Below are 14490 nucleotides of genomic sequence, written 5' to 3'. Positions count from 1 at the left end.
TATAAAATGCGAGACAAAGTCATCGCGGGAAGAGGCGAAACCGCCCAATCCCCCGCATTTGGGGAGGATTTTAGCGTGAAATCAAATCTATCGTCCTTATTGTGCCTGCCGCTTCTGGCCGTGGCCAGCGCCCCCGCCTTGGCGCAGCAGGCAACGGATTCGGGAACTGCGGGCGAGATCGTCGTCACCGCGCAGAAACGCTCGGAGTCGCTGCACAGCGTGCCTGTGGCCGTTTCGGTGCTGACCGGCGCGACTTTGGCCGCCGCCGCGCGACCCAGCATCGAAAGCGCGAGCCAATTGGTCCCGGCGCTCAACTTCCAGAAATCGGGCACCACGCTCAATCAGACCATCTATCTGCGCGGCGTCGGCACCGCCACTTTCTCGATCGCGGGCGAGCCGTCTGTGTCGACCGTCGTGGATGGCGTAGTCTATGCCCGCTCGGGCGAGGCGTTCAGCGATCTGGTCGACATTGCCCAGATGGAAGTGCTACGCGGGCCGCAGGGCACGCTGTTCGGCAAGAATGCCAGCGCGGGCGTCATCAACATCACCAGCCAGATGCCCAAGAACGAGTTTTCCGGCAGCATCGAAGCCAATTATTTTGAAGGCAATGAATGGCGCGTCAAAGGCGCGCTGAATGTTCCGCTCGGCAAGGATCTGGCGGCGCGTTTTACCGGCTTTGCCAGCGCCTATGATGGCAACATTCGCAATCTGGCGACCCAATCGATGGTCAACGGCTATGACCATGTCGGCGGCCGCGCCCAGTTCCTTTACAATCCCGGCACGGGCGTCAAAATCTATGTTGCGGCCGATTATCACCGCAACAATGACAATTGCTGCGCCGACATCATCGCCACCGGCCCGTTGACCGGTGCAGGCGCGCCGACCACCAGCCTTGCCTTCAATGTGCTGCCCACTCCGATGGGGGCCAAGACCGGCTTTATTAATCAAAACCTTGTGACCAGCACGAAGGAAGAGGGCTGGGGCGTTTCGGGGCAGGCCGATATTGACATCGGCACCCACACACTGACCAGCATCACCGCCTATCGCGAATGGAACAACACCGAAATCCGCGACGGCGACTGGCTGGATCGCGCCTATGTCGGGTTCAACCAGTTGCACGACAATGGCCCGCAAAAGTCGAACACCTTCAGCCAGGAATTGCGGCTGACCTCGCCTGCGGCCAATCGGCTGTCCTATGTGTTGGGCGCCTATTATTCGCGCGCCTTTTCCGAGCGTATCTTTACGCGCAATGATGAAGTCTGCACCGCCACGGCCACCGCACCCAGCGGCGTGCTGATCCCCTGCGGCAGCGCGAATGCCAATCCCTCGACCTTCCCCAGCGCAACGGCCGATTTCGGCTCGACTTTCAGCAACGTGGCTGTTTTCGGACAGGCCACGTTCAAGCTGGCCGAGCGTGTCCGCCTTGTGGGGGGCCTGCGCTATACGCATGACAAGCTGGATGTGTTCCACATCCGTCGCACCACGCTGGCCGGGCCGGGGATCAACGGCAATTTCGATCAGGGCGTGTTCGATACTGGCGTATCGAATGGCGTGCCCTTCCGCACCGGCACCTCAAAGGACAATCTCTCGGGCAAGGCGGTGCTGCAAGCCGATCTCAGCCGCGACGTCATGGCCTATGCCAGCTATGCGCGCGGCTACAAGGGTCCGGCCTATAACATCTTTTTCAACCTGACGCCCACCGGCACCAATGTCATCGCGCCCGAAACGTCCGATGCCTTTGAAGTGGGTCTGAAGAACACGCTGTTTGGCGGGAAACTGACGCTCAACCTTGCCGGTTTCTATGCCAAGTATCACAATTTCCAGGCGAATAATCCTGATCTGGTGGCGGGCGTGGTCGTCACTCGCTTTACCAATGCGGGCGAGGTTTCCACCAAGGGCGTCGAGGCGGACATGTCATGGCGCCTTGGCCCGGATACCACGCTTGGCGGCGGTCTGGCCTATACCGACGCGCATGTGGTGAACTTCTATGCAGCACCCGGCGCGGCTGCCACGTCGATCATTCAACCGGGTACGCCGCTGGCCTATGCACCCAAATGGAAGGGCTCCTTGAGCCTCGACCATCGCGTGCGCACCGATGGCTGGGCCGATCTGGTGTTTGGCGCTTCGGGCAACTTCCAGTCGAGCCAGTTGTCGCTGTTCACACCCAACGATGTGCAGCGCCAGTTCGGCACGATTCCGGCCTATGGTCTGGTCAATATTCAGGCAGGGCTGGTTTCGCCCACCGACAAATGGCGGATCGTGGCCCAGGTGCGCAACCTCTTCGATCAGGCCTATGCCGCTTCGATCATCAACGGCGGGCCGGGGGGCAGCTATCGCTATCAGATCCCGCGCGACGCGATGCGCTATTTTGGGATCAGCGCCCGCTATAACTTCTGATTGAAAATCAGCGTATAATGAAAAGGGGGCGCTCCGTTCTGGAGCGCCCCCTTTTGCTGCCTCTCAAGCTAGTTCAGGCCGCTTCCAGCCGGGGCATGATCAGATGTATCCAGCCCAGCGCCAGCAGATAGGCCACGCCGCAAAGAATGAACATCGGCGTATAACCCAGCCCGCTCGACAGCGACCAGCCCGCCAGTTCGATCACTCCCATACCGGCGAGATTGCCCGCCACCGCGCCGAGCGCAATCACACTGGCGACGCGCCCGGTCGGGACGATGTCGGCGGTCATGCCAAAGATGTTGGTGGAAAAACCCTGATGCGCAAACAGGCCCAGCCCGATCAGGACCGCCGCCGCCCAGACATTTTGCGTCAGCAAGGCCAGAGGCATGGCCAGCACCACGACGGCAAAAAACAGCATCGAACGCTTGCGTGCCGCATCAAGGCTTTGCCCGGCGCGGCGCAGGCGTGGAAAAAGGCCGCCTGCGGTCAAGGCCCCCGCCGCCGCCAGCGAGAAGATGATCGCCACCGGCAAGCCGAGCCGTGCCTGGCTCATGCCGAAAACGCGGTTGAAAAAGTCCGGCATCCAAAACAGCACGAACCACCAAACCCCATCGGTCAGGAATTTGGCGCCGATCACCACCCAACTGCTGCGCGCGCTGAGCAATTCGCGCCAGTTGACCGGCGCGCGTTCGGCTGCCTTTGTCACCGGTTCCAGCGAACGCGTGCCCCACCACCATGCTAGCAGCCAGACCAGCCCCAGCCCGCCGGTCACGAAAAAGGCCGCTTGCCAGCCAAATGCCACCGCGAAGGGGGGGATGATCAGCGGTGTCAGAATGGCGCCGATATTGGGCGCGGTGTTGATGATGCCCAGTGCCTGATTGCGCCGGTCAGGCGGCAGATAGACCGTGGCCGATTTGACGCCTGCAGGGGTACTGACCGTCTCGCCGATGGCCAGCACGACTCGGGCAGCGACAAATTGTTGAACGTTGGAGGCGATGCCATGCGCCATGCCCGCCAGGCTCCAGACCGTGACCGCCGCGCCATAGGCCACGCGCACGCCAAGCCGGTCGATGAACCAGCCGACAAACACCAGCGCGCTGGCCGCCGCGAATTGGAAGGCAGAGCCAAGATGCGCAAAATCACCATCGTTCCAATGGAATGTGGCCTGAAGCGTGGGCTTGAGCAGGGCCACCACCTGCCGGTCGACATAATTGAGCGCATTGCCCGCAAACAGCAGCGCCACCAAAGCCATGGTCGCGCCTGAAGAAGCCCGCTTGGCGGCAGGTTCCATGGTTTAACTCTCCCCAAATCCACGCGCGTCGTCGGCGCTTTACCCTTGCACAGTAGCGCGTTTGGAGGATAAGGAAAGCATGTTGTGACACCGTGAGACATAATCTCGGTTAAGCCAGCAAAAGCAGAAAATTTCGGGAAGATGCAAACCATGTCGGCACCCCATGATGCCCCCCATGATGCCAAGGATAACACTCCGCTGTGGGCGGGCGATCTGTTTGGCGAAACCCATCTGGCCCCGGCGCCTGCGGCTCCTCCGGCCAAATGGCGGAAGCTTATGCCCGGCATCGCCATCAGCGCGATCGTCAGCGCGGCGGGCGCCTGGTTTTCCGATCATTACGGCATGCCGATCATCCTGATGGGGCTGATCCTGGGGCTGGCGATGCAATTTGTTTCGGCCGATCCGCGCACCGCGCCGGGGCTGGAATTCGTCGGGCGAACCTGCTTGCGCTGGGGTATCGTGCTGCTGGGCTTTCAGGTCACGCTTTCGGAAATCGGGGCGCTGGGGCTGGGGCCTTTCGCCGCGCTGCTGGTCGTGATGAGTGCGGCGATTGTCGCGGCGCTGCTGGGCGCAAGGCTGGCGGGGCAGGGGTTGGCGATCGGGATTCTGGCTGGTGGTGCAACGGCGATTTGCGGAGCGTCGGCCGCGCTCGCACTCTATGGGGTGGTGGGGCGTGAAAGGGTCAGTCAGGCACAGTTTACGCTGACGCTGGTCGTGGTTTCGGTTGCAAGCGCGCTGGCGATGACGATTTATCCAGAATTGGCGCGCTTGGCCCACTTCGACGCGCGGCAGGCGGGATTTTTGACCGGGGCGGCGATTCACGATGTCGCGCAGTCGATCGGTGGCGGTTACGCGGTTTCCAATGCTGCGGGGGCCGCGGCCACCGTCGTCAAGCTTACGCGGGTCGCTTTGCTGGGGCCGCTGGTGGCTCTGGCGGCAATTGCCGTCCAACGCTTTGATCCGCGCGGAGAACGGGTTTCTCCTTGGAAGGCCTTGGCTCTGCCGCCGTTTATTCTGGCTTTTCTGGCGTTGGTTGTCGGTCATTCATTGATCGCGGTTCCACCGCTGATTTCTGCCAACGCCCTGCTGTTTTCCAAAGGGCTGCTGCTGTTGGCGGTGACGGCTACGGCGATGCGGACCCGTACGGACCTGATCCTGCAATTGGGTTGGACGTCGGTGCTGCCCGTTTTGGCGGCGACGGCCACGTCCTTTGTTGTCGCGTTCGGCTTTGCGCTTTGGGTTATTCATTGATTGCGGGTGCGATGCAGAGAGTGTGCCGAATTTGGCGATATTCCATATTATGTAAAAATGCCGGCCATGGCGGTGGCAACCGCGTTTAGGGCGGCGTAACACGGCCACATCTCAGGCTGCCTAAACCCCTTCGCGCATGCTAACCAGAGCCAATGAACCAGACTATGTTTCCCCAATTTTCGCGAAACTGGGTGCCCCTGTGTCTTGCCGCCGATGTGCGAGCGGATAGACCTCTGGCGCTTTCGCTGGCGAATGAACGCCTTGTGCTTTTCCGCAATGGCGAGGGGCAGCCTTGTGCGCTGTACGATGTTTGCCCGCATCGCGGGGTTGCCCTCTCGCTTGGGCGCGTTGAACGTGGTCAGATTACCTGCCCATTTCATGGCTGGCGGTTTGATGGCACGGGGCAATGCCGCTATGTGCCGTGGAACCCGGATGCAAAGCTCGACGCGCTTTCCGCCAATGCCTTGCCCATACGCGAAAAAGGCGGGCTGATCTGGATCTTTACGGCGCGTGAAGCAGAAGGCGAGCCCAGAGTGCCGGAGATACTTCTTCAGCCCGAATTGCGCCTTACGGCCCAGAGTTTCCATTGGCGCGTGCACTGGACGCGCGTGATGGAAAACATGCTGGATACGCCGCATCTGCCTTTCGTGCACGGCGCCACCATCGGCAAAGGGCTGCGCGGGCGGACAAACGAAAAGATGGAGATGGTCTGGCAGGAAACAGAATATGGCGCGCAGATTTCAGCCATCCGCGCCGGTGAGGAACCCCGCCAGAATCTGCGCTATCATTTCCCCAATATCATGGAACTGGTCATCGATCCGGGCGGGCGAACCATGCGCATGCTGGCGGTTTGCAGCCCGGCCCAGCCCGGCGAGACTCGCCTGACGATCTACACACTACGCAATTTTGCTAAATCCCGCCTGTTCGATCCGCTCTTTGCGCGCGTGAATGCGCGGATCGCCAGAGAGGATCAGGCGATCATCGAAAGTTCGTTTCCACAGGAAGTGCCGCCGGCCAGAGACGAGCGCTCAGTGGCCAGTGACGCGCCCACTCTGGCCTTTCGCAAAATTTGGTTCAGCAGGATCAAGCCGGATCCATCACCACCGGCGCAGGACGGGTAAGGGCGGGATCCTCTCGCCGCCCCCCCCTCAGTGGCAGCTCACAATCCTGTCATGGCCAGCAGATGTTCCGGATAGCGTTCGCCATGGATGACGATCTGCTTCAGCCTTTCCTCCAGCGCATCCCATGCCTGCGGCTCCAAGCGGACATCGGCCGCACAGGCATTCTCCCTCACGCGCTGCATATTGCGCGAGCCTGGAATGGGCACAATCCAAGGCTGGCGGGCAAGCAACCATGCAAGGCTCAGTTGTGCCGGCGACATGCCATGAAAAGCGGCAAAGCGCCTGATCTCTTCAGCCAGCGCCAGATTGCGCAAGCGCGCCTCGGCGGAAAAACGCGGCAGCGAGGAACGCGCATCCTGCGATGGGAATCGGGTGGCCGCATCCACCGCGCCTGCCAGATAACCCCGCCCCAGCGGACTGAAAGCGACAAAGCCGACCCCCAATTCGCCACAGGCCGCAAGGACGCCGTTCTTCTCGGGATCGCGGGTCCAGATCGAATATTCGCTCTGGACCGCCGCAACAGGTTGCACGGCATGCGCCCGGCGCAAAGTCTGTGCGCCCGCTTCGGACAGGCCGAAAGCCCCCACCTTGCCCGCCTCGATCAACCGCCCCACAGCGCCCGCCACATCTTCGATCGGAACCTTGGGATCAACCCTGTGCTGATAGAACAGGTCGATCCGTTCCACTCCCAGCCGCCGCAGGGAGCGCTCCGCGCTGGCCGCTACCTGTTCGGGGCGGCTGTCAAGACCGGCGGGTTTCCCGTCTTCGATCCTCGCGCCAAATTTGGTGGCGATCAAAACCCTGCCACGATAGGGCCGCAACGCCTTGCCAATGCGCTCCTCATTCGTGAACGGGCCATAAAGCTCGGCCGTATCAAACATTGTCACGCCGCATTCCACCGCCTGGCGCAACAATGCCTCTGCCGCATCATCCGGCACGGGATCGCCATAGCCTGCGTCCAGCCCCATGCAGCCAAAGCCAACCGGAAACACCGGTGGCAATTGATCGCTCAGCTTGCGCGCCATCGCGGGAGGCGGCGTCTCACCGGGCATAGTCTGCGCCCTGATCGTCCAGCCGCCGGGTCAAGGCCACCCATTCCCGCTGCGCCACCGATTGTTCGGGATCTTCAAACAGACGCGCCATGGTGGCGCAATCCTCAACGGCGGGAAAGACGAGTTCGGCCCGCGCATCCCGGCACATCGAAAGCATCGTGACCTGCATGCGACAGGCCCTTTCGAGATAATACATGCGCGAATAACATTCCGCCACGCTTTGGCCAATGACCAGCGCGCCGTGGTTGCGCAACATCAACACATCGCCGCCGCCAAGAGCGACCGGCAGGCGCCGCCGCTTTTCCTCGGTATCAAAGGGGCCGCAATAGTCGAGATAGCCGATCTTGCCGTAGAAGCGCAGCGCATGCTGGCTCAGCGGAAGCAGCCCTTCGCGATAGCTGGCGACGGCAATATTCGCCTCGGTATGGGCATGCATGACGCAGGCGGCGCGCGGGATCGCCTGATGGATCGCGCTGTGGATGCAAAAACCGCCGCGACTGACGCCAAGGCCGGTGGGGTCGGAAAGGATATTGCCCCCTATGTCGCATTTCACCATGTCCGAGGCACGAGCCTCGCTGAACAGGTGGCCATACGGCAATTGCAGAAAGGCGCCCTCCTCGCCTGGAACGCGGATCGAGATATGCGTGTGGATCAGATCGGTGATGCCTAGCATATCGAAAAGCCGATAGGCAATCGCGAGATCGCGGCGGGCCTGCGCCTCCTGTTCCAAGCATCGGGTATGACGCGGTGTGCCGGGAAGAGAGGCCATGATGTTGCCGTTCACGTGGTTCTCCTCTGCTACGATGGAAGGGCGGGCAGCGGGGCGATGATGTTGGCGACGAACCGCTCCATGACCGAGGCCTGCCCTGCCTGCGTATGGCCGATCTGGTGCGGTGTGAGGATCGCGTTGGGCGCGTCCCATAACGGATGATCGACGGGCAGAGGTTCTTGGGCAAAGCAATCCAGCGCGGCGCCCCCGATCAGCCCCTCTCCCAAGGCCTGCGCCAAGGCCACTTCATCGACCAGCCCGCCTCTGGCGGTGTTGACCAGCAAAGCCCCCGGTTTCATCCCCTCAAGGCGCCGCGCCCCCAGCAGGCCGTAAGTGTCGCGATTGAGCGCGGCATGCAGGCTGATGAGGTCGCAGGCGGCCAACAGTGCGTCCAGTTCCATAAAGCTCACGCCGTCCTGCGCAGTGCCGGGGCGGCGCGAGGGAGAATAGGCCCGCACATCGATCCCCCATGCCCGCAACCGCGCCGCGACAAGGGATCCGATCGCGCCATAACCGATCAGCCCCACCACCATGTCATCCAGGCTGCGCACACCCGCCATGGCGCGCCGTCCGCCCGCCCGGCATGCCGCCACGGCATCGGGCAGGCGATGCGCCAGCGCCATCATCAACAGGATGGTCGCGCTGGCCATGCCCTGCACATTCTCGCGGGTTGCCCCGTTGCGTACATCGATACCGCGGCGGGCCGCCTCTGCCCGATCGAAGCCCTCGGTGCCGATGCCGATGGCCACAAGGCGGCGCAATCGGGGAGAGCGCTGGAACAAGGCGCTGTCGCAAGGCAGCCAGCCCGGCCCGGCGAGAATGTCGGCATCGACATGCCAGTCCTCTCCAGCATCCGGCGCCTGGCCCAGCTCAACCTCCAGCCCCGCCGCTGACAGCCGCGCAATCAGTTGCGCCCCCTGCCCCGCCATGGCCGGTCCGATGATCAGAAGCACCCGCATGGGTCAAAGCTCCGGATTGCTGCCCTGCTGGATCCGGCGCAGCAGCGCCATCGCGCCCAGCGCCTTGGGCAATCCGGCATAGGGTATCGTCTGGATGATGATCTCCTTCAGTTCCTCGTCGGTAAAGCCAAGGTTCTTCGCATGTTTGAAATGGATCGAAACGCCCGGCGCCCCGATCGCGATCAGGATCGACATGCAGATCAACTCGCGATCACGCAGAGACAGGCCCTCACGCGCCCAGATCGTTCCGAAATTGGCTTCCGAAATGATCCGCCAGAGGTCTTCATCCAGCGCGCGAACCTCCTCGTTCTGGCCCCAGCCCAGTTGCTCGATGATCGCAAGCCCCGCCTGTTCGCGCCCGTCATTGTAAGTCGTCATCAGATGCTCCGTTTCAGAATTTCACTTGTGCACGCAAGCCGAAGGTCCGCGGCGGTGCGAGGTTGACGCCCACCAACTGGCTCGGGCCTGCCGCCGCGATGCGGGTGCGGGCATAGCTGGTGTTCATCGTGGCGCTGGTGATGGTCACCACATTGGTCAGATTATCGACATAGGCGGTGATCGAAAGCCTGTCGTCCTTGCTGGTATAGCCAAGGTTCATATCCACCCTGGCGGTGGCATAGCTCATCGTTTCCGGAATATAGGACACATCGCTTTGGAACGCGGATTCATACCGCGCGCTGGCGCCAAGCTTGAACCTCGCCCCGCTGGCCAGCGGAATGGTCTGCTCTATGCCCCCCAGCACGCGCCATTTGGGCGTGCGCAGGCCTGGCTGGCCTGAACAATTGACATTCACCTGCCCCGCAACGGCCGCCGGGGTGATCGCGCAGCTGGAAGAGGATGGCGGTGCGCCTGCCGCAGAGGTAAGATAGGAGAAGTTCTGATACTTGCTGTTGAGATACTGAATCTGCGTGTTGAGCCTTGTATGGCGCGTGGCCATGAAATCGGCCTCAAGCTCTACCCCGTAATTGCGCGATTTGCCCGCATTGTCGGTAACCAGCACCGAAGACAGCGCCCCGCCGATGTCGAACAGTTTTACTACGCTGATCTGCTGATCCTTGTAGTCGATGTAGAAGGCTTCGACGTTCAGCTGAAGGCGGTTATCAAGAAACCGGTTCTTCGATCCGATCACATAGGAAGTGACCTGTTCGGGCTGGTAGATGCAATTTGTTGCGCAAGCGCTGCTCACCCCGTTGACCACTTGCGCAGGGCCATAAAAGAAGCCCCCGGCCTTGAAACCTGTGCTGACATTGGCATAGAGCATGTTGCGCGGCCCGGCGTCCCATTCCACGCCTGCCTTCCAGTTCACCCGCTTCCAGCTCGCCGATTGTTGCAGATAGGCTGGCGTCAGATTGGTCGACTCTGAAGCGGGAATTACGGGATCAGGGCCGACAAGATTGGCCAGAACATAGCGCCGACTGTCGCTGTTCTTGTGTTCATAAGTGTAGCGCAGGCCGCCGGTCACTCTGAAAGTATCGGTCAGCGCATAGCTGAGCTGGCTGAAAAGCGCCCCGGTCCACCCGGTCAGATTGTTGAACTGGTCACTGAAGTTGGGGGTGGCGGAGTTTTCCCCGTTCTGGCGCGAGTGGTTTTCCGTATCCAGGTAATAAGCGCCCAGCACATATTGCAACCGCCGACCGGAGGGCGAGGCAAGGCGCAATTCGGCAGACTTCTGGCGTGGCCGGTCCTTGGCAATAAACTGCCAGCTTGGCGCCGAATTGCGCCAGTTCACATCCGAACTGCGATAGCCGCCGATGAAGGTCACCGTGCCCAGATCGGTCTTCCAATCCGCATTGAGCGAAACTCCGTAATAATAGCTGTCATCATAAATGTTGCGCGGCTGGGGGGCAAAACCATAGCGGGTATATTCCGCCGAGAGATCGGACAGGCCGGTATAGGGAGAGGCCACGAAGCAATTGCCATCATGCCCACCGGTCTGCGGCGGCACCATCGCGGCACAGCGGCGGCGCAGCGTGGCGCCAGCCCCCATCCCGCCCTGATGCGCATAATCCCCGCTGAGCAGCAGCGAAAAGTCGGCGCTCGGCTCGAACAGCACTTGCGCCCGGAGCGCCTGGACATTCTCATCGCTCGACCCATCGCTGAAATAGCCATCGCGCCGCACACGCTGGCCCGCAACCCGCACCGCAACGGTGCTGGAGAGGGGCACATTGATCGCGCCATTCACATCGGCGCGGTTATAGTTGCCAACATCGACACCGGCCTCCGCGCCGAATTCGAATTTCGGGCGCTTGGGGATGATATTGATCGCACCAGCCGTGGCATTGCGGCCATAAAGCGTGCCTTGCGGCCCTTTTAGCACTTCGACCCGTTCCAGATCATAAAACAGGCCCCGCATCGCCGTAGGGCTGGCGAGATAGACGCCATTGAGATTGACCGCCACCGAAGGGTCGGCAAAAGCATTCCCACTGAGCTGGGTGATGCCGCGCACGGTAAAGGTGGAATAAGGACCAGCCGATGGCGTGATTTGCAGCCCGGCTGTCATGCGCCCCAGCCCTTCCATCGAGGTTACGCCGCGACTTTGCAACTGGTCTCCGGTGACAGCCGTGATCGCAAGGGCCGCCTTCTGAAGACTTTCCTGCCGCCTTTGGGCGGTCACGATGATTTCCTCAAGCTTGCCGCCGGAATTGCCGGCAGAGGGTTCCGTCTGGCTCGATTGACTCGAACTTGACCGGCCCGAACTTGACTGGGCGAAAGCCGATTGCGAAGCCATGAGCAGAGCCCCCAGCGACACACCAAGGGCATAGAGCTTTTTCATAATTCCTCCCTTTTATATTTTTCTCTTGGCCAGTTAGGCTCGGGTCTGTCCGCTGTCTGTCCTTTGCCCAGAGGACTTGCGCCGATCCCTCATTTCAACATGGCGACATAGGCCGCCAGGGCAGCCGCCTCCGCCGGGGTGCTTGCCCCCGGATAGGCCATGCGTGTGCCCGGCACTGCGGCCTGCGGGTTGAGCAGAAAGGCGGCAATCTCGGCTTCGGTCCAGACCTTGCCCGACCGTCGCATAGCCGCGGAATAGGCAAAATCAGTGCCGCTCGCTGCCTTGCGGCCAAGCACGCCCCTGAGTTCGGGGCCTGCATCGCTGCCTTCGCCATGCGCGCCATGACAGGTCGCGCAGATGGCAAAACCCGTCGGCGCGTCTGCGGCAGCCGATACCGGCACGCTGGCAAAGCAGCACAGTGCGAGCGCCAAGGCCCGGCGAAGATGATGCCCCCCCATCAATGGTTGAGCATGCCAATATCGGCGGCGCGTTTGCCCGGCCCGATGGATTGCAGATAGCCGTAGATCAGGCGGACCGTTTCCTCTGGCAATACTTTTTCGCTATAGCGCGGCATCTTGCTGGCCGGTTCGCGCAATTGCGCCAGAAAGGCCGCATAGGGCAGCGGAGCGGGAGCAAGCCTTGGGCCTTGCCAGCCCCCGCCCGCGCCGGTTGTGCCATGGCAGGCGGCGCAGCCATAGGCCTTGAACTCTGCGCCGCCGGGCGCGTCACCAGCTTGCGAACGGGCCATGACAGGCCCCGGAATAACGGCCAGCGCAGCGGCGAGCAAAAGTCTGAAAGTCATGGTCAGCGCCCCTGTGAAACAACATCGATCAACGCAGGCTCACCCCGCGACACCACATCGAGCGCGCGTTTGATGGCGCCGCGCAAATCGGCCGGATCGGTCACCCTTTGTCCGGCCACGCCCATGCCGCGCGCAATCACGGCATAATCCAGCCCCGGCAGGACACAGCCCGTCGAAGCGGTGGTAACGCCTCGGTCGCGCTCATTGGCCTGTAGCTGAACCTTCATCTTCTCCTGATGATAGCCGCCATTATTGTGGATGATGTAGAGCAGCGGGATCTGGTGGAAAGCTGCGGTCCACAAGGCGCCCGGCGTCATCATGAAATCACCGTCACCGCCAAAGACGATGGGCAGACGCCCCTCTGCCTTGCAGGCATAGGCCGCGCCCACCGCCGCGCCCGGCAGATAACCAAGGCCATAGGCCCCGGAATCACCGATATATTGGTAATAATGTTTGGCGTTCCACAATTGCGGGCCCCAAAAGCTCTGGAAATGGCCCGCATTGAGCAAGGCCCAATCCTTGTCGCGGATCTGATCATAGACCTCGGCATACATTCTGGCCGTTGTGATGGGTTGTCTGTCCCAACCCACTGCGGCGGCATCGCGCGATGCGACCAGCGCGGCGGCGCTCGCCGCCGCAAGCCGGGCGCCGCGATCAGCAATGGCGGTGCGCCCGGCAGCCGGAATGGCGCTGCGAAGCGCCGCGATCAGGGTCGGCAGTGAGGCCTCGGCATCGCCGGCGATGGCCAGTTCGGGCTGCGCCAATTCCTCAAAGGCCTGATAATTGGCCTTGAGATAATAATCATAGGTGCTGATGCTAAGCTTGCGCGCCTTGCGGGCTGGTGCCGTCTGTCCGGCCATGTCCTGCACTTCGAGCGCCAGCACCACATCAGCCTCGCGCAGCGCCGCGCCACGCCGCGAGGTCTGGTTGAGCGGGTGACGCCATGGGAAGTTCATCCGCCCGCCCATATCGACCACGGCGGCCTGCAACAGTTCAGCCAGTTCCACCATCAGCGCCAAGCCTTGCGGGGTACGGGCCGCCCGGTCCACCAAAATGACCGGCGCCTTGGCCCCGGCGAGTATCTTGGCCGCCTCAAGCAGAGCCGCCGCCTCGCCCTGCGGCGGAATGATCACCGGCTTGGCCACGGGCGGCAGCCGCGTGCCTGCCGGGATCTCCTCCTCCTGCAGATCGAGATCGAGCGCCAACACCACCGGGCCGCAAGGTGGAGTCGCCGCCATCCGATAGGCGCGGGTCAGCGACGAGGCGAAATGCGGCAAGCTGCGCGGGGTTTCGTCAAACTTGGTAAAGTCGCGGGTCAGGCCCGGCCCGTCCGACACGCTGTGCAGCCAGTCGACAAACCCATCCCGGGCAACAGGATTCGTCAGAGATCCGGCCAGCGTCACCACCGGCGCCCTGTCGCACCAGGCGTTATAGATTGCCATTGAGGCATGCTGAAGCCCGACGGTCGAATGGACCAGCGCCGCCGCAATTTTGCCGCTGGCCTTGGCATAGCCATGCGCAAAGGCCACCCCGATTTCCTCATGCGTGACCGTCAGCATGGAAATATCGGATCCTGCGCGACCGGCTGCGTGGATGATCGATTCCTGAAGAGCGGCAAAAGTGCTGCCGGGAATTTCGCTGATCGTGGTCAGGTCCAGGGCCTTCAGGCAATCCACCATGTAATCGCTGGCGAAGCGCCGATCCCCCCCCGCCGTTTCGGCCCCTGCCGACTCAGGCCGCCGCGCAGAGGGCGCGGGCGCCGGAACAGGCGCGATTTCCAGCGCGGGATGGGGCGCATGGGCCACACTGCGCCCGCGCGCTTCCGGGGCCTTTGCCGTGGCCACCGTGGCGCGGGCAGGATGGGCCAGAACCAACCCGCCCGCCGATGCTGTCGTCAGGAAATTGCGGCGAGTGGTACTGAACTTTTGCGGGTCCATGGTGGCTCCTGTTTGTGGCGCACACCAAGGCTAACGCAGCACGCGGCGCGTGCTGTCATCTGGGAAGGGGACATTTCACCCGCCCCGAAAACGACTTGCGCGATCAGCCCGCGCGGCGCTTGAGCGTTGCTTTTCCGT

12 protein-coding genes are annotated in these 14490 nt (G+C 62.1%); 3 read left to right on the top strand and 9 right to left on the bottom strand.

Features of this window, described 5'->3' with window-relative positions; genetic code table 11:
- Positions 1-75 precede the first annotated feature (75 nt).
- Positions 76-2397, top strand: a complete 2322-nt coding sequence (locus tag PQ467_RS19350; RefSeq protein WP_274177167.1) for a TonB-dependent receptor — start codon at positions 76-78, stop codon at positions 2395-2397.
- Between the two features lie 73 nt (positions 2398-2470).
- Here the strand turns inward: PQ467_RS19350 and PQ467_RS19345 are convergent, their stop codons facing one another.
- Positions 2471-3688 (bottom strand): MFS transporter, encoded by a 1218-nt coding sequence (locus PQ467_RS19345; protein WP_274177166.1) that lies wholly within the window; start codon positions 3686-3688, stop codon positions 2471-2473.
- A 150-nt stretch (positions 3689-3838) separates the two neighbouring features.
- Between PQ467_RS19345 and PQ467_RS19340 the strand changes: the two genes are divergently transcribed.
- Together PQ467_RS19340 and PQ467_RS19335 are read left to right on the top strand one after the other, a co-directional pair.
- Positions 3839-4939 (top strand): YeiH family protein, encoded by a 1101-nt coding sequence (locus tag PQ467_RS19340; protein WP_274177165.1) that lies wholly within the window; start codon positions 3839-3841, stop codon positions 4937-4939.
- A 164-nt stretch (positions 4940-5103) separates the two neighbouring features.
- Positions 5104-6060, top strand: a complete 957-nt coding sequence (locus PQ467_RS19335; protein ID WP_274177164.1) for an aromatic ring-hydroxylating oxygenase subunit alpha — start codon at positions 5104-5106, stop codon at positions 6058-6060.
- A gap of 38 nt (positions 6061-6098) precedes the next feature.
- Here the strand turns inward: PQ467_RS19335 and PQ467_RS19330 are convergent, their stop codons facing one another.
- From PQ467_RS19330 to PQ467_RS19295, 8 genes are all read right to left on the bottom strand, one after another.
- Positions 6099-7112: an aldo/keto reductase gene (locus tag PQ467_RS19330; RefSeq protein ID WP_443193033.1), complete on the bottom strand. Its 1014-nt coding sequence runs from the start codon at positions 7110-7112 to the stop codon at positions 6099-6101.
- Positions 7102-7896: a class II aldolase/adducin family protein gene (locus tag PQ467_RS19325; RefSeq protein ID WP_274177163.1), complete on the bottom strand. Its 795-nt coding sequence runs from the start codon at positions 7894-7896 to the stop codon at positions 7102-7104. The genes PQ467_RS19330 and PQ467_RS19325 overlap by 11 nt, the downstream gene beginning before the upstream one ends.
- Positions 7897-7910: 14 nt before the next feature.
- Positions 7911-8840 (bottom strand): NAD(P)-dependent oxidoreductase, encoded by a 930-nt coding sequence (locus PQ467_RS19320; protein WP_274177162.1) that lies wholly within the window; start codon positions 8838-8840, stop codon positions 7911-7913.
- A 3-nt stretch (positions 8841-8843) separates the two neighbouring features.
- Positions 8844-9218, bottom strand: coding sequence for a carboxymuconolactone decarboxylase family protein (locus PQ467_RS19315; RefSeq protein ID WP_274177161.1), 375 nt, complete (start codon positions 9216-9218; stop codon positions 8844-8846).
- A gap of 13 nt (positions 9219-9231) precedes the next feature.
- The gene (locus PQ467_RS19310) at positions 9232-11613 is read right to left on the bottom strand and encodes a TonB-dependent receptor (RefSeq protein WP_274177160.1); all 2382 of its coding nucleotides are present in this window, start codon (positions 11611-11613) and stop codon (positions 9232-9234) included.
- Positions 11614-11702: 89 nt separating this feature from the next.
- Positions 11703-12071, bottom strand: coding sequence for a c-type cytochrome (locus PQ467_RS19305; RefSeq protein ID WP_274177159.1), 369 nt, complete (start codon positions 12069-12071; stop codon positions 11703-11705).
- Entirely contained in the window at positions 12071-12415 is a 345-nt protein-coding gene (locus tag PQ467_RS19300; protein ID WP_274177158.1) for a c-type cytochrome, read from the bottom strand. Before PQ467_RS19300 ends, PQ467_RS19305 begins: the two co-directional genes overlap by 1 nt.
- A 2-nt stretch (positions 12416-12417) precedes the next feature.
- Positions 12418-14352, bottom strand: a complete 1935-nt coding sequence (locus PQ467_RS19295; protein ID WP_274177157.1) for a thiamine pyrophosphate-binding protein — start codon at positions 14350-14352, stop codon at positions 12418-12420.
- Positions 14353-14490: the final 138 nt, after the last annotated feature.

The sequence above is a fragment of the Novosphingobium sp. KACC 22771 genome (assembly GCF_028736195.1).
Taxonomy (GTDB): domain Bacteria; phylum Pseudomonadota; class Alphaproteobacteria; order Sphingomonadales; family Sphingomonadaceae; genus Novosphingobium.
Note: the sequence above shows the minus strand (reverse complement) of the source record. Positions and strands in the feature narration are given on the sequence as shown.